This is a genomic window from uncultured Corynebacterium sp. (genome assembly GCF_947253065.1).
Classification (GTDB): domain Bacteria; phylum Actinomycetota; class Actinomycetes; order Mycobacteriales; family Mycobacteriaceae; genus Corynebacterium.
Genome location: NZ_CAMXWS010000018.1, coordinates 1 through 21,660 on the forward strand (window position 1 = coordinate 1; position 21,660 = coordinate 21,660).

Below are 21,660 nucleotides of genomic sequence, written 5' to 3' on the forward strand. Positions count from 1 at the left end.
CCGTCCAGATCAACGGCAAGGTTCGCGCACGTGTTGACGTTCCGACTGAGGCATCCAAGGATGAGATCGAGAAGATCGCGCTTGCCGACGACCGCATTACCAGCCTCACCGAAGGCAAGAATGTGGTGAAGACCATCGTGGTGCCGGGCCGCATGGTCAACTTGGTGGTCAAGTAGTGCGTCAAAGCGGAGCACAGCGCGCCGCCACGATCGGTGCCCTCATGGGGTACTCCGGCGTGGTGGTGGCGCTGACCATGCTCCGGGCGTTCTACACCATCGGGGATTTGTGGGACCCCGCCAAGCAAATGCGACGGAGCCTCCAGCTCGTCCCCTTCGACACGTTGACGAACGCCACTTCCTGGCTCAAGCCGGTATACGAGTACGGCGGGAACACTCTGCTGTTCATTCCCCTGGGAATGCTCGTGTACATCCTCTACCGCCCCGGTCCCCGTCCCCTACTGGCAACCGCACTGGTCGGCGCTGGTTTCAGTTTGATCGTTGAGACCTGGCAATTCCTCTTCGGACTCGGCTACAGCGACATCGACGACCTGGTGCTGAACACCCTCGGCGCATTCATCGGTGCTGTACTTGCAAAGCTCTGCGGTCCGCGGTTTCACTCACTGTGGGCTGGACTCGCCGCTGTTGCCACTGTTGCGTTCATTGCGCTCGTGCTTGTTGGGTAAGACCCCAAAGTGAATGAGTAACTAGGTTGAGAAACCTAAATCTCCGGGGGCTGCGCTGACTGATCCCCAACTGATTTCGCCAACCTACTGGAAACGTCCGGAATAAAAGCGACCACCCCGCCTATCGCACGGGGCGAAAAGCCTTCAGGGGCTCTTGTCAGCAGGGTGGAACCTTTATTCGCAGCCTATGCCAAGAGTGATTGGTGCCCAACCTTGGGTTTCCTCGATTTACAGTGATCTAAATCACTTATTATCCTCTTGTTACCTAATTCTCTCCTACTTATGATCGTTAGGCCAGGATAACCTAAGTTAGGTAAGGGAATGCTAAATGAATAAAAGAAATCGTGCGTTCACGCGTGCGATCGCCAGCTTGACAGCTCTGTCACTGGCAACCGTGGCTGCCCCGGCAGGGGCGCAGTCGAACGCTTCTTTAGAGCCGCTCGAGACGTACACCTTGTACGGGGCGCCGGGAAATTTTCTCGGAGCAACCATGTCTCAAACTGGGTGCAACATGCTCGGAGATGAAACTCCAGAAGTGTTCGTCACCGACTGGAATTGGGTGCGAAACGGCAAGAAGATCGGCGCGGGTTACGGCGTGACCTGGGAAAACTTCAAAGCAGCTGCTGAGAAACCTCAACCGATCGACGATGAGGATGTCGGCGTCGTTCGTATTGAGAACGATTCGCGATCGAACAGCTCGATCGGCTTTTCTGCCGCGTGCCTCGGTGACACCAACGGCAACGGATTCGACGACATCGTCATGAACGACTTCCAAGCCAGTACTGCCACCGTCGTGTTCGGCGACGAAGATTTGGATACAACGTCAACAGAGTTTTTCGGCGACAAGGGTTACTTCATGAAAGGTGCCCAGGGGTCGCGATTCTCGAATTTTGTGAATGCTGTAGGAGACTTAGACGGCGATGGTCGAAACGATATCGCGGTAACGACGTACGCAGCAAAGGCAAACCCGCGTATCGAAGTATTCAGCGGATCTGACGACATCGCGACGTACGACGCAGCTGCAGATTCATCCCGGTTGTTGATGACAGTAAAACCGGGCAGTAACGCGATCCAGCAGTTCGTTAACGTCGGCGATATTAATGGTGACGGGAAGGATGACTTCGCGGTCACGTCTTATGCAGGGAAGTCCGAGGCTTCGAAGGATTCAGCAAACGGACTCGTGTGGGTCTTGTTCGGCCAGGACAAACCGCAAGATGTTGATTTAAGTCAGCCATTGGGCGAACGTGGCTTCGTTGTCACTGGTCCATTGGAGGGCAAGGACCGACTGGGGATGTCGGTTGCAGCTGCCGGTGACTTGAACGGAGATGGTTACGACGATGTCGTAATCGGCGCGGATTCTCTCCGCTTGTCCGGCGCTGCTGTCGTGTTGTGGGGAGGGAAATCCTCCGCGGACGTCACAACTGACTTCGGAAACAACTCGAACCGAGGTGCTTTTGACGAAAACGGTGAAAACCGAGGGGTCGTCTTGATGGCTCCAGTCGATGCGACGGGATTGGGCTATAGCGTTGCGGTAGCTAAGCCCCAGGTAGCGGCATCTAACCAGGCCTCTACATTAGTGCTCGGTGCGTTTTCAGCTGCAGGCAAGAACGGTGAAGACCAGGCGGGCCAAGTTCATCTGGTCTCTTCGACAGCAGTCATGGAAAAGCCATCTGGCGTAATTGATTTGGGATCACTGCCCGCATCGCAGCACTCTGTGATCTACGGGGAGGCAGGCGAAAGAATTGGGCGCGCAGTTTCTGCGCCAGGCGATATGAACGGCGATGGGAATCCTGATATCGCCTTCGGTGGCGACGCTCCATCGTCCGGACGTAACAAGGGGCTACACTCCACGGTCACTTTGGCCACGATGCCTCCACAGCGCACTAACCCGGACCTACCCGTCATCCCAGTTATCGGCGACAACGGCAACTGGTGGGTGAACGGCAAAGACACTGGGGTGCATGCTCAGGGGCAGCAGGGTGAAAAGGGCAAATCAGCATTCGACCTTTGGGCTGAGCTGCCGGGAAACGAAAACAAAACGCTCGATGATTTCTGGGAGTTCCTCCGTGGTCCCGCTGGAGATCAAGGTGACAGCCCGATCATCGGTGACAACGGCAACTGGTGGGTTGGCGGCAAGGACACCGGAGTGAAGGCCACTGGCGAGAAGGGCGATGTGGGCAAGGACGGCAAGGATGGCAAGGACGGCAAGGATAGCCAGGATAGCCAGGATGGCCAGAGCGGAAATACAGCCTCCAGCGGTTCGAGCGGTTCATCCGATGAATCTAAGGGCGCAACAGTAGCTGCCGTTGTTGGAGGAATCCTTGGTGTGTTCCTCGGCGGTGCCAGCGTAATTGGCGCTCTGTTCGCCCTGTTCCCACAACAATCTAACGCGGCGTTTGCGCAGATTTACAAGAGGCTGTTTGGCCGGAAGTAGGCCGTCATGAAGCAAATTATTGACGGTCTATCTGGAAGGAAGACAATGAAAATCACGAAAACTTCTACCTGCATGGCGACTCTCGCTGCCTGTGTGGCGCTGGGCGTAGGGTCCGTTGTGGTCAATGCTCAGCAAGCTGATCACGCGAATGATCCGCATGCGCATCACACATCAGGCACGAATGCAGATCAGCACGCCAAGACGGGTTGGTCGCCGAACGATCTCGACACTTGCACTGAACAGGAACACGAGCAATTCATGGTGACTGGCCCTGATGGTCGCAAATACGATGGGTGGCATCCACCGGTGCTTACACGGACTAATGGTGAGCAGTGCTCTTTCGGGCACGAGCACGGGGACGAACCGACGAAATCGAACATCTACGAGTGGACCATCGAAAAGCTCAATGAGATGGCTGAGCCCGGCGTAACAGTGGATGGCATTCCATTCGGCTACGTCTCCCACCAATCAGAGACGTACGCGAAAGCGACGGACGGATCGCTTGCGCACCGCCACGAGGATCATTACGGGCACAAGTTTTATGTGCTTAACGACGTGAAACTCGTCAACCAAGATCGCGCACAGGGGTATGTTCGCGATGCCACAGGTGAACCGGTTCGGTGCGACTACCTGATCAAGATGCACCAGGGATCGCACTCCGCCGACGCAACGCGTAACAATGCCCACGAGATGATCTACGCGGTGAAGTGCTCAGACAATACGGAAGCAGTCATTTCTGCTTTTGACCTCTATGGATCTTCGAATGAGTTCACCGAGAACTGCTCAGAGGAAATCATTAAGACTACTGGTTCCAATTTGCCCGTGGCTTCCAAAGGACGCAGGTTGATCCCTACTTCCCGTTGTCTGGAAAACCATAAGGATGTTTGGGCTCCCTACGAGCGGTGGGAGGGCAACACCCGTATTGGTGGCGACGATTCCGCTCTTGCCGAGTACTCGCCATTCTTCGGTGTGCGTAACCCGTCCAGGGTTTGGGATAGCAATCTGGGCAAGGTCATGCCCACAACTTTCGCGAGCAACAGCAACGGGACATTCTCTATTCCGGGTTATAAAGTTGCACCTGGAACTGGACAGTATGACCTGGACTCAGCTTTCGATGGCGCCAAACGAGACGTCTACGTTGCTGGCACGGTTCTGACCAACGAAGGTGGACCGACCCGGTGGTACACCAACCCCTACGGCGGAACTCCGAGTACCGAACGCTTCGAAGGTGCCGTTCCGCAGTACATCGCGTCGGTGAATAATTCGGCCACGCATTCGCAGGTCGCTCACCAAGCCTTCGGTTTCAGCAAGGACTATGGTCGCGCTGAAGATAAAGTCCACGCCCCCAACTAATCGGGAGACCTACACTGTCTAAGTATGAGTGGGATTGATCAACGGCAGCGAGATGAACGTGATGTGTTCACCCGCGCCGTTTTCCCCGATGGTGAGGAACCAGATCCACGATTCACGCTGGCGAATGAGCGTACGTTTCTGGCTTGGACGCGTACGGCGCTAGCTTTTCTAGCTGGTGGTATCGCATTGGAGGCCTTTGCCATGCAGGGGCTGGACGCTGGACTGCGGCAGACTGCCTCAATCGTTCTGATCATCGCGGGAATGGCTATTGCATTGGGTTCTGCTTTCCGTTGGATGCGCATCGAGCGCTCTTTGCGCCACGGCAAACCGCTTCCCGCGCCTGGCATTGTTCCGCTGCTGGGCCTGGGCATCGGGGTGGCCAGCATTATTGTTCTCATCGCTCTTTTCTAAAGGCGGTGTGAGATGAGAAGAACCCCGATCCCGGTCGCTGATGCTGGTTTGCAACCAGAGCGAACAGCATTGTCGTGGACGCGGACCGCGCTGGCGATGATGGTGTGCTCGTTGACGCTGCTGCGCTGGTCAGCGAACTACTCGGCACTGGTGTTCGGGGCAATGGGCCTGTTGGCATTACTGTCTGTGGCGATCATCGCACGCAATCGGGCGTCGTACCGGGTTGAAGCACAAGGCCTGAGCAGAGAACAGGTGGACGCAAATGTCTTCGGTGTTGGAGCCATCACACTGGGGATGACTGTGTTGGGTGGCCTGGGGCTCTACCTCATCGTGGTTGGCTAGGTATCCAGGTCCAGCATCACAGTGAGCACTCCCCTGCCCGGTTCGGTGAGAAATGGGGCTGAAGGAGTTGAGGTGGGATCGAGAATGCCGAGACCGATCAACAGATTTACGGCCAGGTCTGGGTCTTTCGGGGCATTGGGAAAGGCGGCGGGGCCGGAAAGTCCGGTGGCGCTGGCTGCCCAGGAAAGGATCTGTTCGGCGCTTTCGTTCTGTTTCACCGCGAAGTAGCGGTAGAACTCTGTTTCAAATGTGTACAGCAGACCATCTGGGTTGGCGGCGAGATCAAGGCTTTTTTCCGTTGCGGTGAGCTGGCCGTCCTCTTTGACGATCAGGCCGGCGAATTGCAGGAAGGAACGCAGCGCGCTGAGCGACGGCACCGCTTCTTCGCGGTGGTTGCCGGGGGCGACGTTGAGGCCCATCGCGTCGGCAAGCGTGCGCACATCGGCTGCGCGCAACGTTCCACGTGAAGTCAGTCGGATGGGTTCGGCGCAGTGGTACAGGAATGCGCGGATATTCGTGACCACGCGCGTGAATGGGTAGAGGTTTTCCTCCATGAATTCTGGCGCACGGTCGGAAAAGAACTCGCTGATCGCTGCGATCAAGGTGGGATTGCGCTCCGGATTCGGGTCGAGCGACAGGATTTGCTGCAGGTCAGGCCTGGTTTCCATGAAGGAGTCGAATTCTTGGGAGAGTTCGGGGGCGCGAGGATCGTCGATAAGTTCGTCGGCGTTGTCCAACAAGAGATTCTCAGCGGTGAATGCGATGCGCTCAGCGACGGTGGTGTGATCGGCGGAGGTCAGGCGTTGGATGAGGCGCTCCGGGCTCATCACGGGCATGAAGCTGAGTAGTAGTGGCGAGACCTTCATGTCTGGGTCGAGGCCCGCGGCGAGGCGACGGGCTTCGCCATGAAACGCCGTCATGAGCTCTGGGCCGCCGCAGGTTTCGAGGACGTCGGGGCCCTGTGCGTCGATAAGCATGGGCGATGGCGAATCGAGGTCGCTGACGCCGAGCAGCTCAAGGCGGATATTCCAATTCGCGGCTGGGTCGTAGACATACGTCATCGTGTCGATGTCGCCGAGCATCACCTCGGCTTCATCGCACTCGCCCTCACTCGGTGTTGGAGAGAATAAGACAGGCTCATCCCCAACAGTGCCCATGTATAGGTGGGAAGCGGTGCCGGAAAACCCGAAAGAGGCGTCGATGACGGGCGCGAATTCGCCAAGGGTCACGTCATCTTCGATGTTGATCAGCCGCGAGATTTCGGGGCGTGATCCCTCGAGGGACATCAGCAGCGTGAGGATCATGCCTTCACCTTACGGCGGGTTCAATCCACGTGCGGGTTGAAAGGCGTCCACGATGTCCACTTCAGTGGACGTTGCCTCACACCTCGCTTATCGACGGCGCCCCAAGCACCAGCGCCAATGCTGGGTTATCCCCAGGATTGATCATATGAAGCGTTCTCACGCCTTCATTGACATATCCCATGGTCTCAGGCTGCAACGAAATGTCTTCGAGATATAGCTCCTGATCGACCGAAAGTACCGCATGAGCGAGTGAAGAATCAATCACAAAAACGAATTCCTCGTGTGGTTTGATCCGCAATTCTGCGGCGATGACGGAGCCCGGAAAATCGACTGGGGACGACTGGCCAAAGATGGAGCCAGCGAACACACGAGCCTCGCCGGCCTCCACGCCGTTGAAGCCAGTGAGCGTGAACGGCTCCGGCGAAAATGCATCGAAGTGCTCCGTTCGCTCCCCCGAGATGCCGAGCAGCACACTGCGTCGCTCGGTATTCTTCGCGCCAAAAAACAGACGACCGGGATGCTGACTATCGGTGAGCTCCCACGTGATCGCAGTGTTGCCAGGCTCCGGACGGCTGCCCACTGAGTGCCACGCACCTGGGCCGATCGGAGTGTTCAACGGCAGAGGGCGGACATCCACGTCTGCAGCACCGGGGCGACGTTCATGCGGGGTGGTCATGAGCCAAAGGCTACATGAGCTAGCGCAGCAAGGGGCGCGCGCGGAAGCTCAATTCCGCAGCGGCAAGCGCACCGAGCACAGCAGTGATGAGGAGGGTGCCGGGGAAGAAGCCAGCGTCGACAGGAATAGCGCCGATCGCCGAGCCACTAGCGATACCCACCTGGAAGGTGACCACGTAGATCGAAGAAGCACGATTCTGGTTCGCATTACCGGCGAACAGGAAGACCGTGGTGGCCACGGTAGGAAGTCCACCACCGGCGAGACCGAGGAAGGCCACGACGAGGACGGCGAGAATGAAGCCCAGAACATAGGATCCGCTGGTCGCGGTGAGGGCGACTGCGCCGGTGAGGCCCGCCAACACGATCAAGCCGGCGCCAACGACATTCATGCGGATCATGCGGCGATCCGCGCGACGTCCAGCGGAGAGCACACCGACGATGCCGAAGATGCCGTACGCGGCCAAGCCGATAGCCACAAAGGACATACCGGCGGTGTGCTGAATGAACAAGCCAAGGTAGGTGTAGCTGCAGAACAATGCGGTGATGACCAGGGCGAGGTACACAACCAATGCAGGAAGTGCAGAACGCTTCTGCTCCCCCTGCTTCTTGCCCGCCGGCGGGATAGCAGGCATCGAGGGCAGCAGGTAGAACAGCAAAACGAAAGACAAAGCCACAAAGGCACCAAGAATCCACGTGGCATTACGCCAGCCGAACGCCCCGCCAAGCAGTGTGGTCAAGGGGGAACCGATCACCAATGCCATCGTCGATCCCAGGGAGACCACTGCGACTGCCTTGCCGGTCATGCCGGAAGGAGCCAGACGTGCAGCCATCGGGTTCACCAACGACCAGAACAGCCCGTGCGTGAGAGCCGCGCAGACACGGCCGATCACCAATACCCAATAGCTCGTCGCGGTGGCCTGCAAGACAATGCCACCGAGCAGGAAGACAAGGGTGGCCATGAACACCGGTTTCCGGTCCAGGCGTCTGGTCACCTCCATCAGCGGAATGGTCACCACAGCGACAATGGAGGCGTAGACCGTCATGAGAAGTCCCACTTGGCCCTCACTCACACCCAAGTCCTGAGACATTGGAGTGATCAGGCCAACGGCGAACATCTCAAAGGTGACATACACGAACGCCGCGAAACCCATCGCCGACAGCGGAAGATATGGAAACGGCGGTTTAGCTGCCGATGCTGATGCTTGAGTAACCACGAGTCCACGCTAAGCCTCTCCTTCCGCTCACGCGAAATGGAAGAGGCGAATTAGTTTCTGCTTCGAGCGTTTAGCGCAAGTGGTAAAACATTAGAAGATTCTCGGCAGCATGGAGATGAAATGGCCTACCAACCCGCCCCGTGGACTTCGAAGCACACGGGCCAGACGTACCCCACGATCACGCAGTACGACCAGAAGCACTTGGCGCTCATGGTCTTCTTCATCATGCTGTGCGGGATTCTCGTCGTCGCGGTGAAGCAGTTGCCGGGTTCGGTGGTCAAGGCTTCGCGCAAGGTAGCCGGGGCGATCATGGGGATCATCACATTCGCCTATTTCGTGTGGGTGCTCAACCCGAAGCGACTGGTGTGGGATGAGACAGCGCCATTCCACATCACCGATGCTTTGCGCGTGATCACTCCCCTGGCACTGGGCACGGGCAATCCCACGGCGACGGCGATCAGCTACTACTGGGGGCTGTTCCTCAACCCGATGGCGATCTTCTTCCCTGACATGGCATTCGTACAGGACAACAGGAAGCTGCAGGAGATCGCCTACTGGTACTTCCATATCGCAGCCAGTGTTGTGCCTGTGGTGCTCACCTTCGGGTTGGGGTACCGGCCGAGTTGGAAAGATTTCCGCATGGTCACGGGCGTGACCTTGGCGTGGGCGGCATTCGCATCGGCGATGAATAAGCGCACCGGAGGCAATTACATGTTCGTGGCCGATCACCCGCGTGGCTGGTCACCGCTGCAGCTCTTTGGCCGGTGGCCCTGGTACTTGGTGGTTGTCGGCCCCGGCGTGATCGGCGCTTTCGCTCTGCTTACCGTTGTGTGGAAGCTGCCGGCAGACCGCTAAAGGTATTCAACTTCGCCGTTGCGGCGGGCACTGCGCGGGCGATTGCGCTCGCATGAGTGGGGCCTGGTCCATATTCGGTCTGTGTGGCGAGTGCACTGGCGACAGCGTGAATGACAACGGGCTGAGTATCACTCAGGAAGGCATCATTTCCCCAGCGTGCAGCGGTCATAGCCAGGTGAGCGCCTGTGATTCCGGCGAGCACATCACCTGAGCCAGGGGTCGCTGCCCACGAAGTCCCGGCATCCACGATCGAATCGTGCGAGTCTTTGCGTGGATTAACCATGATGGTGCTGCGTCCCTTGCGCAGGATCATGCAGTTGATTGCTTCGGCCAAGGCACGGGTTTCAGCAAGACGATCAGTGGTTTCCAGTCCCGCGGCATCACGGAGGCGCGCGAATTCACCATCGTGCGGGGTGAGCATGGTCTGTGCAGAGCGAGTACGCAAGAGCTCGCGCAGCTCGGGGTCGAGGGAGAGAAGGGTGATGCCGTCGGCGTCGATAAGCAAAGGCTCCTCACGGCCGAGCAAATAAGCGAGCTCGCTGCTCGCTGTGCTGCCGGTGCCCACACCCGGGCCGAAAACCCACGCTTGTACGCGGCCAGTGTCTTCGAGTTTTTCAGTGACTACTGCCTCGGGGTGCGCCCGCACGACCTCAAGCGCTTGGGGGCCGGTGTAGCGGACCATCGACGGGGTCGCGTGAACAGCGCCTGTGGTGCACAGGATCGCCGCGCCGGGATATGTGTCACTACCAGCACGAATCCCCACAACACCACCACTGTACTTGTCATCGTGAAAGCGCGGTTCCAGGCCAGGAACATTGGTCCGGGTCAGTCGCTCGAGGCTGTCTGGCCAGCCATGGGCATCATTCACGGCGCGAGAGAGTAACGCGGCGGCATTGAGAGGCGAAAGGTTCTCGCTGATGGATCCGCCATTGGTCAAGTGCGGGTCCGCGAGCAACTGGATCCCGCACTCTGGGGCGAGGCCGTGGGCAAGACGCCAACCACCGAAAGTGACCGTTGCATCGGCGATGACGTGAAACTCGCCTTTCTCGCCGGTATCAGCCGCGATTCCAGATGGGACATCGACGGCGAGCACGTGCGCATACCAATCGGCGAGACCAGCAATGACCTGGCCCGTTTGTTCGTCGAGACTGCCTGCACCCCCCAGGCCAGTCAGCCCGTCAATAGCGAAGCGGTAGTCGCGCAGATCTTCTGGTGCCGCCTTGAGCACGGTGCCACCAGCATTACGGAATGTCTCCAATGCCGGCTCGTGAGCACTCCCCCATGCCAGCCACGCATCCACAGGGTGACCAGCCAGCGCGAGCTCCGCGCCGGCATACAGCGCATCACCACCATTGCCGCCCTTGCCAACAAGCAGCAGCGACTTGGGGTTCTGGCGCATGAACGCTAATGGATCAGGCCAGGTCAGCATCGCCTCGGCTGCCTCAAAAACAGCGTGGGCAGCCGACTTCATCAACTCATCCGGGACAGCCTGCGCATCCAAAAGAGGCTTCTCGGCCGCACGGATCTGATCAGCTGTATACGCATAACCCATGGGTCCCACGGTAGCGATTTAGCTATTAGATGATGCGCTTCTCCCGCGCCACAGTGATTGCCGCGGTGCGGTTGTCCACGCCGAGCTTGCTGTAAATGTGCACCAAGTGCGTCTTCACTGTCGCAGCGGAGATGAACAGTTTGGCTGCGATATCGCGGTTCGATGCACCCGTTGCCAAAGCTTCCAGGATCTGGATCTCCCGGGCGCTCAATGCCACATCAGGCCTGGTGAGACGCTCAGCGAGCACATTCGCCACCTGTGGTGACAAGGTGCGCTCGCCCTTCGCAGCGGCAAGCACCGCAGCACGAAGATCCTCCTCCGGCGCGTCCTTGAGAACATAACCCAAAGCACCCGCTTCCATCGCACCGACGACATCGGCCTGCGTGTCATAGGTAGTCAAGATCAGTACTGGCGGGCCACCAGCAGCCTGCAGTTTTTGAGCGACCTCAATACCGGTGACGGTAGGCATCTGGATATCAGTCACCACCACATCCACGTCCGCGGGCAGTTCTTCAATCGCGGTGCCATCAGACCCTTGTGCGACGACCTCGATCTGACCATCGCTTTCCAGTACGGCGCGCAGGCCGGCGCGGACGACGGGGTGGTCGTCGATAAGCATGATGCGGACCATCAGTCCTCCAGAGGGATTCGTGCCGCGAGCACTGTGCCGCGCGGCGAGGTTTCAAGTTCGAGCGTGCCACCGACTTCCGCGAGCCGCGCGCGCAGGCCAGTCAGCCCGTGGCCCTCAGGGCGCTTGACGCCCAAGCCGTCGTCGAAGACGTCCACCGTGGCGACATTACCGAGTTTTTCCACAGTGACCACCGCTTTGCGCGCCTGCGAATGACGCACAATATTGCTCACGCCCTCACGCACGACACGTTCAACCACATCAGCGGCCGTGCCCGTGATCGCATCCGCATCGTCAGCGATGAGCGTGAGTTCAAACGGCGCATCAATCGCGCGTTGCCTACTGCGTGCCGACGCCGCGACCGCCCCAAGCCGCTCCCCCAACGGGGCCGATTCAGGCGAGTTCGCGGAGACAAAACGCCGTGCCTCCGCCAGGTTCTCGCTGGCAGTATCCACGATCGTGCCCAAGATCTCCTCCGCCTTGTCCAGCCTCACCGGTTCCTTGGACGCGACATGCCCATGCGCCACTCGGCCGAAGAGCACGATGCTGCTCAAGCCTTGCGCCATGGTGTCGTGCACCTCGCGCGCCAAACGTGTGCGTTCCTGCAGCGCGCCCGCCTGGTACTGGCTTTCCGCCAATTCCATCTGCGTAGCTTCCAGCCGGGCAGCGATGTGCTTGTAATGCTCGGCCTCTGCGTGAAGTGCCTGATAAGCGAAGCTGGCCACGATCGCGACCAGCGTGCCGATCGTCGGCCCGATGATCCCAGCAATGCCCGATTCCGGTGCCATCACCGACACCGTGAATGCGCCCGCGGCCAGCGACGCGGTGATTCCCAGAGGCGCCGGCAACAGGTAGCACGCGATCATCACCAGCGGGAACTCCAGCCACGCGAATGTCGGGGAAGACCACACCAATGCAACCCAGAAGGCAGCCACGACCCCGAGCCACGCCCAACTAGCGGAGCGTGGAATCGATTTACCGCGGTGATGCAACACAGTTCCGGCCAGGTAGAGCGCCGAAAACGCGACTGCCAAGCACACCGTGAGCGCAGGCACGCGTGAATCATTGATGCTGAGCAACCCGACAAGGAGCAGCAGCGCGACGAGCACATGAAGGCTCACGCGCAGGAAAGCAAGGATATGGCTGGTGGTTCTCACAGTTATTCACCGTATCGGACCACCCATGGGTGTACGCCCAATCAACCGATCGGTTGATTGATAAATCGCCCTCTCTCCCGATGTGTGATGACCTGCAAAAACATGAGAATTGAATCATGTTTGTTGCACTGAGAGATTTGCTGAATGCCAAAGGGCGCTTCGGCCTGATCGCGGGCGTGGTCGCACTAGTGACCTTCCTCGTGGTTATGCTCACCGGCCTTACCTCCGGCCTGGGCAAGCAGAACACCTCTGCGCTCGAAGCCCTCGACCCCGCTGCCGTGACTTTCGACGGCGCGGATAACCAGTCCTACACCACTTCCCGCATCGCCCACGCCGATGAGGGAACCACCCCGTTGGGCACCGGCCAGACCCTGATGACGCGTGCGGACGGCACGGAAGATTCCGTCGCGGTCTTGGGCCTCCCGTCCGGCACCACGCTGCCTACCGGCCAGGTCTTGGGCGATGACGCGATCGCATCCGAGGCGCTCAAGCTTTCCGACGGCGAGTCCATTACCGTCGGCGGCGCCCCCGTCACGGTGGCTGAGCAGGCCGAAGATCTGTACTTCGCCCACTCCCCTGTTCTATGGGTCCCGACCAAGACCTGGCAGGCTGCCATGCACACCGAGGCAGTCGGCACGGTGATGCTGTCTGACAACAAGGACACTGCCCCGGAAGGGTCTGTGTCTTTGAAGGACTCGTTTGATGCGCTGCCTGCGTACTCTTCCGAGCAGGGCTCGCTGAAGATGATTCAGGGCTTCCTCTACCTCATTTCCGCGCTGGTCACCGTCGCATTCTTGAGCGTGTGGACAGCACAGCGCACCCGCGATCTGTCCATCCTCAAGGCCATCGGTGCTTCCAACCGCTACCTGCTCAAAGACAGCATCGGCCAGGCCGCCCTCATCCTCGCCCTTGGTGCTCTGGTGGGCACCGCCCTCGCCGCTGGTCTGGGCGCACTGGCTGCGAATGTCGCACCATTCGTGCTCACCCCAGCGAGCGTGATCTTGCCCGCCGTAGCCATCTGGATTCTCGGCATGGGCGGTGCTGCCCTGGCTACTCGTTCAATTTCCCGCGTTGACCCGCAACTCGCACTTGGAGGTGCAGCTTAAATGACCACCGCAACCGATATTCGCCGCACGTCCCACTCCTCTACCGGCGATGCTCCGGCACTGTCGATGCAGAACGTCACCGTCACCTACCCGGATGGTGATAGCCGGATCACCGCCCTGGACAATGCTTCCCTCTCGGCTGACCCGTGCACCGTCACCTTCGTCGTCGGTGCTTCCGGCTCTGGCAAGTCCACACTCCTTTCTGCAGCGGCCGGCCTGCTCACTCCCGATTCCGGTTCCGTGACAATCGCCGGTCAGCCGATCAGTGATGAGGTCCGCCTCAATCACATCGGCATGGTTTTCCAGCAGCCGAACCTGATCGCATCGCTCACCGTCCGCGACCAGCTGCTGGTCACTGAGCACATTCGCGGTGTGCGTGGCAAGGCTCTCCGTGCGAAGAAGGCGCATGCGGATGACCTGCTCGAGCTCGTTGGCCTTGAAGGGCTTGGCGATCGCCGCATGCAGCAGCTCTCCGGCGGTCAGCGTCAACGCGTCGGCATCGCCCGTGCGCTCATGGGCGAACCAAGCCTCCTGCTTGCCGACGAACCCACCGCCGCCCTAGACACCAACCGCTCCCAGGAGATCATCAAGCTCCTCCGCAATGTCACCGAGGAGCTCGGCCCGGCCTGCCTCATCGTCACCCACGAAACCGAGCTGATCGAAGACGGCGACCGCGTCATCGAAGTCTCCGACGGCCACGTCACAGAGGGCTAGAAGAGCGCAACGCCCAGAAATCTCTAAATACCTATTCCAGGAAACCTATTCACAAGGTCACCATGTGTGGCCCGGCCCCGTTCACCTGGTGAATAGGTATCAAGGAATAGGTATTTGGCGTTTTAGGTGACTACTGGCACTCGGGGCACCAGTACAGCTTGCGGCCTTCCAGGACCTTCGTCTCGATGGGCGCGCCACAGATGTAGCAAGGATCAGCGGCACGGCGGTAGACGTACACTTCGCCGCCGTGGTCGTCCTTGCGGGGTGGGCGCCCCATCGCCTCCGGGGTGTGCTCGGGGCGGACGGTGTCGATCCGGCCATGGTCGACGCCATAAGCCATCAATTCCGCGAGATCAGTCCAGATCGCATCAAATTGGGCGCGGTCTAGCTGGTTTCCCGGCAGCGCAGGGTCGATTCCCTGCCGGAACAGCACTTCCGCGCGATAGATATTGCCAACTCCGGCGAAGAGCTTTTGGTCCATCAGCATCGAACCGATGGTGCGCTTTGAGCGGTGTACGCGCTCAAACAGGGCCTCAGGCGGGTCGAGCTCCACGATCGGATCGAAGCCAGACTTATCGACGATCGCAGCCGCCTCCCCCGGCGACATCAATTCGCACCGCTGCGGGCCACGCAGGTTGGCGGCTATTTCACCATTAGAAATGTGGAGGCGCATCTGCCCCCATTCGTCGGCGGCAGGCTCAAAACGCAAAGAGCCGATCAGGCCAAGGTGAATGTAGACGGTGTGCTCGGGTTCTCCTTGTTCAGTGCCGAAGGAGATGAACAGGTGCTTGCCGTGAGCGGTGGCTTCGGTGAGCCACGTGCCGTCGATAAGCGCTGCTTCTGTAGCGAAGCGTCCCTGCGGGCTGGTCACCTCCACCGGACCCGAGCGGAAATCGGTGTTGAGATCGCGGGCGAGACGGTGGAGAACGTGACCTTCAGGCATTCCTCCAGGTTACAGGGGAGGTTCTACTTCGGTTCGACCGGGGACTGCGAGACGACGACGCCATCCGAATCGGCGTAGACGTACTCGCCCGGCACGAAGTCGATGCCGCCGAGACGCAACACGATATTTTCCTGCCCCACACCGTCCTTCGCGGACTTGCGCGGATTAGAACCGAGCGCCTTGCAGCCGAATTCCATCTTGGCCACCTCAGCGGAATCACGGATCGGGCCGTTGATGATCACGCCGGCCCAACCGTTCTTCACGCCGGCCTCCGCGATCATGTCACCCATGAGTGCGGTGTGCATGCTGGCGTGGCCGTCAACGACGAGCACCTTGCCCTCACCCGGAGAGTTCAGCGTCTTCTTCACCAGGCCATTGTCCTGGAAGCAGGAAATGGTGTGGATCTCACCGCAGAAATCGATCTTGCCACCAAAATTGCGGAACTGGATGTCGCAGCTGCGAACCGCGGTGTCGTGAATATCAGCGATGTCAGCGGTGGGAATGAACTGGATGTCGGCCATGAAGAATTCCTTTCTGTTTGGGTCCCGAGTCTACGCCGAGACCATGCGTTGTAGTGCGAAAATGAGAAAGGGACCTGCATTGTGACGTGCAGGTCCCTTGATACTCAACCGGGGACTATCCGGTCATGGCAGTTCTAATTAGAACTGGCCCTCCTCGGTGGAGCCCTTCAGAGCGGTGGTGGAGGAGTTCGGGTCGACGGTGGTTGCGACGCGGTCGAAGTAGCCTGCGCCGACCTCGCGCTGGTGCTTCACAGCGGTGAAGCCGCGCTCGGAAGCAGCCTTGAACTCGCGGTTCTGCAGGTCGACGAACGCCGGCATGCCCTCGCGAGCGTAGCCGTAAGCCAGGTCGAACATGGAGTAGTTGAGGGCGTGGAAGCCAGCCAGGGTGATGAACTGGAAGACGAAGCCCATCTTGCCCAGCTCCTTCTGGAACTTGGCGATCTCTTCCTGGTCGAGGTGGGAGGACCAGTTGAAGGACGGGGAGCAGTTGTAAGCCAGGAGCTGATCCGGGAACTCTTCGCGGACGCCCTCAGCGAACTTCTTAGCCAGCTCGAGGTCCGGAGTACCGGTCTCCATCCAGATCAGGTCAGCGTACGGAGCGTAGGACTTCGCACGGTCGATGCACGGCTCAACGCCGTTCTTGACGTAGTAGTAGCCCTCAGCGGAACGCTCACCGGTCAGGAACTTAGCGTCGCGCTCATCGACGTCGGAGGTCAGCAGGGTTGCAGCCTCAGCGTCGGTACGGCCGATGACCACGGTCGGGACGTTGAGGACGTCAGCTGCCAGACGAGCAGAAGACAGGGTGCGGATGTGCTGCTGGGTCGGGATGAGGACCTTGCCACCCAGGTGGCCACACTTCTTCTCGGAAGCGAGCTGATCCTCCCAGTGGGTACCAGCGGCACCAGCCTGGATCATTGCGCGCTGCAGCTCGTAGACGTTGAGGGCGCCACCGAAGCCAGCCTCACCGTCAGCGACGATCGGGACGAGCCAGTTGTCTACGGAGGTATCGCCCTCGACGCGTGCGATCTGGTCTGCACGGCTCAGAGCGTTGTTGATGCGACGGACAACGTTCGGTACGGAGTTAGCCGGGTACAGGGACTGGTCCGGGTAGGTGTTGCCGGAGAGGTTAGCGTCACCAGCGACCTGCCAACCGGAAAGGTAAACAGCCTGCAGGCCAGCGCGGACCTGCTGCACAGCCTGGTTACCGGTCAGGGCGCCCAGTGCGTGGATGTAGGAACCGTCGCCCTTGGTGATGCCGTCCCAGAGGATCTCAGCGCCACGACGTGCGAGGGTCTGCTCCTCGACGACGTTGCCCTGCAGCTCTGCGACCTGCTCTGCGGTGTAATCGCGGGTTACGCCCTTCCAGCGGGGGTTCTCGTCCCAGTCCTTCTGGATTTCCTGAGCAGTACGAGCCTGTCCAGTGGTGGTCATAGTGCTTGTCCCCTTTCAGTGGGTGTGTGATAGAAGCCTCTCACAACAAAAAGTGAAGTGAGCCACGCTCTTCGCGTTGTGCTTAGTATCCCCAAGTCGCACATAAAACGTCAACAGACTTCGAAACTCGATTTTTATGAGGGGGTGAGTTGACTAAGCATTGTGAGCCTTCCAAGCGGACCAAATCCCCCCGAGGAATTGCCACTAGCTGGAGAAAAACTCCCTTAATCCTGCGGGAATTATAAGTTCTGCACATTGGCCGCGGCAGGCAGGACCAAACATTCGCGCCGAGAAGAAGCCACAATTTCGGGGGTAGATATCGACGCCGTGTGACGAAAGTTATCCGCTCGTGACAGTAATCACTTAGTCTTGCGAGCAACGTCCACCTAACACCAGAGCACTGATGTGGTGTGGTGCGCGCTCGCGCACCTTTAGACTGGAGTCACAACTACCGACTGGCTGAAAGGATCTCATTCGATGACTACGCCGCAATTCGAGGACCGCACCGAACGCGTTGAAGCTGCCGGCTTGCAGGTTGCACGCCCGCTTTATGACTTTGTGACGGAGCAGCTTCTCCCGGAGATCAACATTGATGCCGACAAGTTCTGGGCGGATGTGGCGAAGTACTTCGCTGACCTGACGCCGAAGAACAAGGCACTGCTCGCACGCCGCGATGAGCTGCAGGCCACGATGGACCAGTACTACCGCGAGAACCCGGGCCAGCCGGACCCGACCGCGCACGAGGAGTACCTGCGCTCGATCGGCTACCTGGTGGACCAGCCGCTTGATGGTGCGATCCGCACCGAGAATATCGACGAGGAATTCGCCGATGTCGCCGGCCCGCAGCTGGTCGTGCCCATCACCAACGCCCGCTTCGCCATCAACGCGGCGAATGCACGCTACGGCTCGCTGTACGACGCGCTGTACGGCACCGATGCGATCCCGACTGACGGTGGCGCTGAGCCGGGTGAGGGCTACAACCCGGTCCGCGGTGAGCGCGTGATCGAGTGGGCACGCAACTTCCTCGATGAGGCAGTGCCGCTGGAGGGCGCATCGCACGCCGATGTTGATTCCTACGAGGTCGCAGAGGACGGCGCACTGAAGATCACCGCTGGTGGCAACGAGGTTTCACTGAAGAACCCGGAGGCTTACCTCGGCTACCAGGGCGAGAAGAACGACCCGTCCGGCATTGTTCTGCGCAATAACAACCTGCACCTGATCATTCAGATCAACCGTGAGCACCCGGTGGGCAAGACCGACCGCGCTGGTGTTGCTGACGTTCTGCTCGAGTCCGCTGTGACCGCGATTATGGACTTTGAGGACTCCGTTGCAATTGTTGACGGCACGGACAAGGCTGCCGCGTACGCCACCTGGTTCGGCCTCAACAAGGGCGATATCTCCGAGACCGTGACCAAGGGCGGCAAGACCTTCGAGCGCACCCAGGCAGACGACATCACGTTCACCACGAAGGATGGCGCTGAAGAATCGCTGCACGGCCGTGTGACGATGCTGTGCCGCAACGTTGGCCACCTGATGACCAACCCGGCGATCCTCGTCGACGGCGAGGAGGTTCCGGAGGGTCTGCTCGACGGCATCATCACTGTCGCAGCAGCGATCCCGGGTCTGCGCGAGGACAATGCTCGTCGCAACACCCGCGTTGGCTCTGTCTACGTGGTGAAGCCGAAGCAGCACGGCCCGGAGGAAGTCGCATTCACCAACGAGATCTTCGACCGTGTCGAGGAGATCCTCGGCCTGCCGAAGAACACGGTCAAGGTCGGTGTCATGGACGAGGAGCGTCGCACCTCCGTCAACCTGGATGCTTGCATCATGGAGGCAGCCGAGCGCCTCGTGTTCATCAACACTGGCTTCCTGGACCGTACCGGCGATGAGATCCATACCTCCATGCAGGCTGGCCCGATGGTGCGCAAGGCGGACATGCAGACCGCGCCGTGGAAGCAGGCATACGAGGACCACAACGTCGATGCTGGTCTTGCACACGACCTGCCGGGTCGCGCACAGATCGGTAAGGGCATGTGGGCAGAGACCGACCACATGGCTGCGATGCTGGAAAAGAAGATCGGCCAGCCGCGCGAGGGCGCGAATACCGCTTGGGTCCCCTCCCCGACCGCCGCGACCCTGCACGCCACCCACTACCACCAGGTGGATGTCCACGCAGTGCAGGATGAGCTGCGCGCTGCTGGCCGCCGCGATTCGCTCAACAACCTGCTCACCGTTCCGGTCAGCACCGCAGGCGACAACTGGTCTGACGAGGAGAAGGCTGAGGAGCTGGACAACAACTGCCAGTCGATCCTGGGCTACGTGGTCCGCTGGGTCGAGCAGGGCGTTGGCTGCTCGAAGGTGCCGGATATCCACGACGTTGACTTGATGGAGGACCGCGCTACCCTGCGTATTTCCTCCCAGATCCTGGCTAACTGGATCCTGCACGGCGTGGTCACCGAGGAGCAGGTGCTGGATTCCCTGCAGCGCATGGCAGTCAAGGTCGACGAGCAGAACGCTGGCGACCCGAACTACCTGCCAATGGCGAAGGATTACGACGCATCCATCGGCTTCCAGGCCGCAAAGGACCTGATCCTGAAGGGCACCGAGTCTCCGTCGGGCTACACCGAGCCGATCCTGCACGCGAAGCGTCGTGAGTTCAAGGCAGCACACGGCCTCGCATAATCACTGCTAATAGGCGGTGACAAGGAGAAAGCGCACTGCGTCCACAATTTGGGCGTGGTGCGCTTTATCTTTGTTTAGGTGCGCGCGTATTGTCGCAAGCAATCGATGCGAAGGGCATGGTGGAAAAGTGGTGTACCAAATCGGTTTCGACCGCGAGAAGTATGTGGCGATGCAGTCGGAGCACATCTCCAAGCGTCGAGAAGCAATCGGTGGGAAGCTGTACCTAGAGATGGGCGGCAAGCTTTTCGACGATCACCATGCCTCCCGCGTCCTGCCCGGGTTTACGCCGGACAATAAGATCGCGATGCTCGAGCGCATCAAAGATGAAGTAGAGATTATCGTGTGCGTCGCGGCGGGCGACCTCGTGCGACAGAAGGTCCGCGCGGATCTGGGCATCACGTACGAAGATGAGGTCTTAAGGCTTATCGACGTCTTCCGTGAGCGTGGCTTCCTCGTCGACAATGTGGTGATCACGCAGTACGAAAACGGCACTGATCAGGCAGATGCATTCCGGGACAAGCTCGAGCGCTTGGGCGTGACGGTGAGCCAGCACCACGTTATTCCTGGGTACCCGAACGATATTTCGACCATTGTTTCACCAGAGGGCTTTGGGCGGAATGACTATATTGAGACATCCCGCGATGTCGTGGTGATGACCGCGCCGGGCCCAGGTTCAGGCAAGCTGGCCACCTGTCTCAGCCAGGTGTACTTGGAAAATCAGCGCGGTATTTCTGCTGGTTATGCGAAGTTTGAGACCTTTCCGATCTGGAACCTGCCTCTCTCCCACCCGGTGAACTTGGCATATGAGGCAGCGACGGTGGATCTGGACGATATCAATGTGATCGACCAGTACCACCTGGCTGCATATGGTGAGCAGGTCTCGTCTTATAACCGTGATATTGAGGTCTTCCCGCTGCTTAAGGCGCTGCTGCGTGAGGCGACTGGGACGGAGCCGTACCAGTCCCCTACAGATATGGGCGTGAATATGGCCGGCCATTGCATCTCTGACGATGATGCGTGCCGCTATGCCGCGAACCAAGAGATCATTCGCCGTTTTTTGGCAGCACAGGTGGATGCGCGCCGAGGCGATGTGGACGCGAGCGTGCCGGATCGTGCGGCGAATGTCATGCGTAAAGCTGGCATCACGGTCGCTGACCGCCCTGTTGTCGGACCGGCGCTCGAGGTGGCTGAACGGACGGGCAATCCAGGCGCAGCGCTCGAATTGCCGAATGGCGAGATCGTCACGGGCAAGACGTCGGACCTACTGGGCCCGTCGGCAGCTGTCCTGCTCAACGCGTTGAAGAAACTCGCGGGGATCGATGATGACGTGCACCTCCTCTCCCCTGATTCGATTGAGCCGATCCAGACGTTGAAGACGCGCTATTTGGGTTCGCGCAATCCGCGCCTGCACACGGATGAAGTTTTGATCGCGCTGTCTGCGTCTGCATCTGCCGATCAGAATGCTCGTCTGGCATTGGAACAGCTCCAGTCGCTGCGTGGCTGCGATGCGCACATCACGACGATTCTTGGCTCGGTTGATGAGGGCATTTTCCGTTCGCTCGGCGTGCTCGCTACGACGGAGCCGCAGTACTGGCGTAAGGCGCTCTACCACCGCCGTTAAGCGCGATTTCCGGCCTGGCCAGGAAAGTTTCTAGA

Annotated in this window: 19 protein-coding genes; 10 read left to right on the top strand and 9 right to left on the bottom strand. The window is 59.6% G+C overall.

Features of this window, described 5'->3' with window-relative positions; translation table 11 throughout:
- Positions 1–175: 175 nt before the first annotated feature.
- The 5 genes from Q0X21_RS05930 (at position 176) to Q0X21_RS05950 (ending at position 5,222) form a co-directional block, all read left to right on the top strand.
- Positions 176–682 carry a VanZ family protein gene (locus Q0X21_RS05930; protein WP_297850906.1) on the top strand — a complete coding sequence of 169 codons (507 nt, stop codon included), beginning with the start codon at positions 176–178 and terminating at the stop codon, positions 680–682.
- 328 nt (positions 683–1,010) lie between these two features.
- A complete protein-coding gene (locus Q0X21_RS05935) occupies positions 1,011–3,116 on the top strand; it encodes an integrin alpha (RefSeq protein ID WP_297850907.1) in 2,106 nt (701 codons plus the stop codon).
- A 45-nt stretch (positions 3,117–3,161) separates the two neighbouring features.
- Positions 3,162–4,469 (top strand): hypothetical protein, encoded by a 1,308-nt coding sequence (locus tag Q0X21_RS05940; protein WP_297850909.1) that lies wholly within the window; start codon positions 3,162–3,164, stop codon positions 4,467–4,469.
- A 24-nt stretch (positions 4,470–4,493) separates the two neighbouring features.
- Positions 4,494–4,880, top strand: coding sequence for a YidH family protein (locus tag Q0X21_RS05945; RefSeq protein ID WP_297850911.1), 387 nt, complete (start codon positions 4,494–4,496; stop codon positions 4,878–4,880).
- Between the two features lie 12 nt (positions 4,881–4,892).
- Positions 4,893–5,222, top strand: a complete 330-nt coding sequence (locus Q0X21_RS05950; protein ID WP_297850912.1) for a DUF202 domain-containing protein — start codon at positions 4,893–4,895, stop codon at positions 5,220–5,222.
- On the opposite strand, the gene Q0X21_RS05955 is transcribed toward Q0X21_RS05950, so the two are convergent.
- From Q0X21_RS05955 to Q0X21_RS05965, 3 genes are all read right to left on the bottom strand, one after another.
- Positions 5,219–6,526 (bottom strand): IS1096 element passenger TnpR family protein, encoded by a 1,308-nt coding sequence (locus tag Q0X21_RS05955; RefSeq protein WP_297850913.1) that lies wholly within the window; start codon positions 6,524–6,526, stop codon positions 5,219–5,221. The genes Q0X21_RS05950 and Q0X21_RS05955 overlap by 4 nt on opposite strands.
- A 76-nt stretch (positions 6,527–6,602) precedes the next feature.
- Positions 6,603–7,202: a hypothetical protein gene (locus tag Q0X21_RS05960; RefSeq protein ID WP_297850914.1), complete on the bottom strand. Its 600-nt coding sequence runs from the start codon at positions 7,200–7,202 to the stop codon at positions 6,603–6,605.
- A 19-nt stretch (positions 7,203–7,221) separates the two neighbouring features.
- A complete protein-coding gene (locus Q0X21_RS05965; RefSeq protein ID WP_297850951.1) occupies positions 7,222–8,352 on the bottom strand; it encodes an MFS transporter in 1,131 nt (376 codons plus the stop codon).
- A 183-nt stretch (positions 8,353–8,535) separates the two neighbouring features.
- Between Q0X21_RS05965 and Q0X21_RS05970 the strand changes: the two genes are divergently transcribed.
- A complete protein-coding gene (locus tag Q0X21_RS05970) occupies positions 8,536–9,270 on the top strand; it encodes a TIGR02206 family membrane protein (RefSeq protein ID WP_297850916.1) in 735 nt (244 codons plus the stop codon).
- Here Q0X21_RS05970 and Q0X21_RS05975 read toward each other — a convergent pair.
- Genes Q0X21_RS05975 through Q0X21_RS05985 form a run of 3 tightly spaced genes read right to left on the bottom strand, consistent with a single transcriptional unit; the run spans position 9,236 to position 12,607 of the window.
- Complete coding sequence (locus Q0X21_RS05975) at positions 9,236–10,822, bottom strand: bifunctional ADP-dependent NAD(P)H-hydrate dehydratase/NAD(P)H-hydrate epimerase (protein WP_297850918.1); 1,587 nt, start codon at positions 10,820–10,822, stop codon at positions 9,236–9,238. The genes Q0X21_RS05970 and Q0X21_RS05975 overlap by 35 nt on opposite strands.
- A 25-nt stretch (positions 10,823–10,847) precedes the next feature.
- Positions 10,848–11,453 (bottom strand): response regulator transcription factor, encoded by a 606-nt coding sequence (locus Q0X21_RS05980; protein ID WP_297850920.1) that lies wholly within the window; start codon positions 11,451–11,453, stop codon positions 10,848–10,850.
- Complete coding sequence (locus Q0X21_RS05985; protein WP_297850921.1) at positions 11,453–12,607, bottom strand: sensor histidine kinase; 1,155 nt, start codon at positions 12,605–12,607, stop codon at positions 11,453–11,455. The genes Q0X21_RS05980 and Q0X21_RS05985 overlap by 1 nt, the downstream gene beginning before the upstream one ends.
- A gap of 116 nt (positions 12,608–12,723) precedes the next feature.
- On the opposite strand from Q0X21_RS05985, the gene Q0X21_RS05990 reads away from it, so the two are divergent.
- Both Q0X21_RS05990 and Q0X21_RS05995 read left to right on the top strand, forming a co-directional pair.
- Positions 12,724–13,713 (top strand): FtsX-like permease family protein, encoded by a 990-nt coding sequence (locus tag Q0X21_RS05990; RefSeq protein WP_297850923.1) that lies wholly within the window; start codon positions 12,724–12,726, stop codon positions 13,711–13,713.
- Positions 13,714–14,427, top strand: a complete 714-nt coding sequence (locus tag Q0X21_RS05995) for an ABC transporter ATP-binding protein (RefSeq protein WP_297850924.1) — start codon at positions 13,714–13,716, stop codon at positions 14,425–14,427.
- Positions 14,428–14,557: 130 nt separating this feature from the next.
- Here the strand turns inward: Q0X21_RS05995 and Q0X21_RS06000 are convergent, their stop codons facing one another.
- From Q0X21_RS06000 to aceA, 3 genes are all read right to left on the bottom strand, one after another.
- Positions 14,558–15,370, bottom strand: coding sequence for an Fpg/Nei family DNA glycosylase (locus Q0X21_RS06000; protein ID WP_297850925.1), 813 nt, complete (start codon positions 15,368–15,370; stop codon positions 14,558–14,560).
- Positions 15,371–15,393: 23 nt separating this feature from the next.
- A complete protein-coding gene (gene rraA, locus Q0X21_RS06005; RefSeq protein ID WP_297850926.1) occupies positions 15,394–15,891 on the bottom strand; it encodes a ribonuclease E activity regulator RraA in 498 nt (165 codons plus the stop codon).
- Positions 15,892–16,029: 138 nt separating this feature from the next.
- Positions 16,030–17,322: an isocitrate lyase gene (aceA, locus tag Q0X21_RS06010; RefSeq protein ID WP_297850928.1), complete on the bottom strand. Its 1,293-nt coding sequence runs from the start codon at positions 17,320–17,322 to the stop codon at positions 16,030–16,032.
- Positions 17,323–17,799: 477 nt separating this feature from the next.
- On the opposite strand from aceA, the gene Q0X21_RS06015 reads away from it, so the two are divergent.
- A complete protein-coding gene (locus Q0X21_RS06015; RefSeq protein ID WP_297850929.1) occupies positions 17,800–20,004 on the top strand; it encodes a malate synthase G in 2,205 nt (734 codons plus the stop codon).
- Between the two features lie 127 nt (positions 20,005–20,131).
- Complete coding sequence (locus Q0X21_RS06020) at positions 20,132–21,625, top strand: DUF1846 domain-containing protein (protein ID WP_297850930.1); 1,494 nt, start codon at positions 20,132–20,134, stop codon at positions 21,623–21,625.
- Positions 21,626–21,660: the final 35 nt, after the last annotated feature.

Bases quoted from the DNA above. Each gene is read 5' to 3' on its own strand.
- Q0X21_RS05935 (WP_297850907.1), top strand. From the start codon at position 1,011: ATGAATAAAAGAAATCGTGCGTTCACGCGTGCGATCGCCAGCTTGACA.
- Q0X21_RS05940 (WP_297850909.1), top strand. From the start codon at position 3,162: ATGAAAATCACGAAAACTTCTACCTGCATGGCGACTCTCGCTGCCTGT.
- Q0X21_RS05945 (WP_297850911.1), top strand. From the start codon at position 4,494: ATGAGTGGGATTGATCAACGGCAGCGAGATGAACGTGATGTGTTCACC.
- Q0X21_RS05950 (WP_297850912.1), top strand. From the start codon at position 4,893: ATGAGAAGAACCCCGATCCCGGTCGCTGATGCTGGTTTGCAACCAGAG.
- Q0X21_RS05955 (WP_297850913.1), bottom strand. From the start codon at position 6,526: ATGATCCTCACGCTGCTGATGTCCCTCGAGGGATCACGCCCCGAAATC.
- Q0X21_RS05960 (WP_297850914.1), bottom strand. From the start codon at position 7,202: ATGACCACCCCGCATGAACGTCGCCCCGGTGCTGCAGACGTGGATGTC.
- Q0X21_RS05965 (WP_297850951.1), bottom strand. From the start codon at position 8,352: ATGGGTTTCGCGGCGTTCGTGTATGTCACCTTTGAGATGTTCGCCGTT.
- Q0X21_RS05970 (WP_297850916.1), top strand. From the start codon at position 8,536: ATGGCCTACCAACCCGCCCCGTGGACTTCGAAGCACACGGGCCAGACG.
- Q0X21_RS05975 (WP_297850918.1), bottom strand. From the start codon at position 10,822: ATGGGTTATGCGTATACAGCTGATCAGATCCGTGCGGCCGAGAAGCCT.
- Q0X21_RS05980 (WP_297850920.1), bottom strand. From the start codon at position 11,453: ATGGTCCGCATCATGCTTATCGACGACCACCCCGTCGTCCGCGCCGGC.
- Q0X21_RS05990 (WP_297850923.1), top strand. From the start codon at position 12,724: ATGTTTGTTGCACTGAGAGATTTGCTGAATGCCAAAGGGCGCTTCGGC.
- Q0X21_RS05995 (WP_297850924.1), top strand. From the start codon at position 13,714: ATGACCACCGCAACCGATATTCGCCGCACGTCCCACTCCTCTACCGGC.
- Q0X21_RS06000 (WP_297850925.1), bottom strand. From the start codon at position 15,370: ATGCCTGAAGGTCACGTTCTCCACCGTCTCGCCCGCGATCTCAACACC.
- rraA (WP_297850926.1), bottom strand. From the start codon at position 15,891: ATGGCCGACATCCAGTTCATTCCCACCGCTGACATCGCTGATATTCAC.
- aceA (WP_297850928.1), bottom strand. From the start codon at position 17,322: ATGACCACCACTGGACAGGCTCGTACTGCTCAGGAAATCCAGAAGGAC.
- Q0X21_RS06015 (WP_297850929.1), top strand. From the start codon at position 17,800: ATGACTACGCCGCAATTCGAGGACCGCACCGAACGCGTTGAAGCTGCC.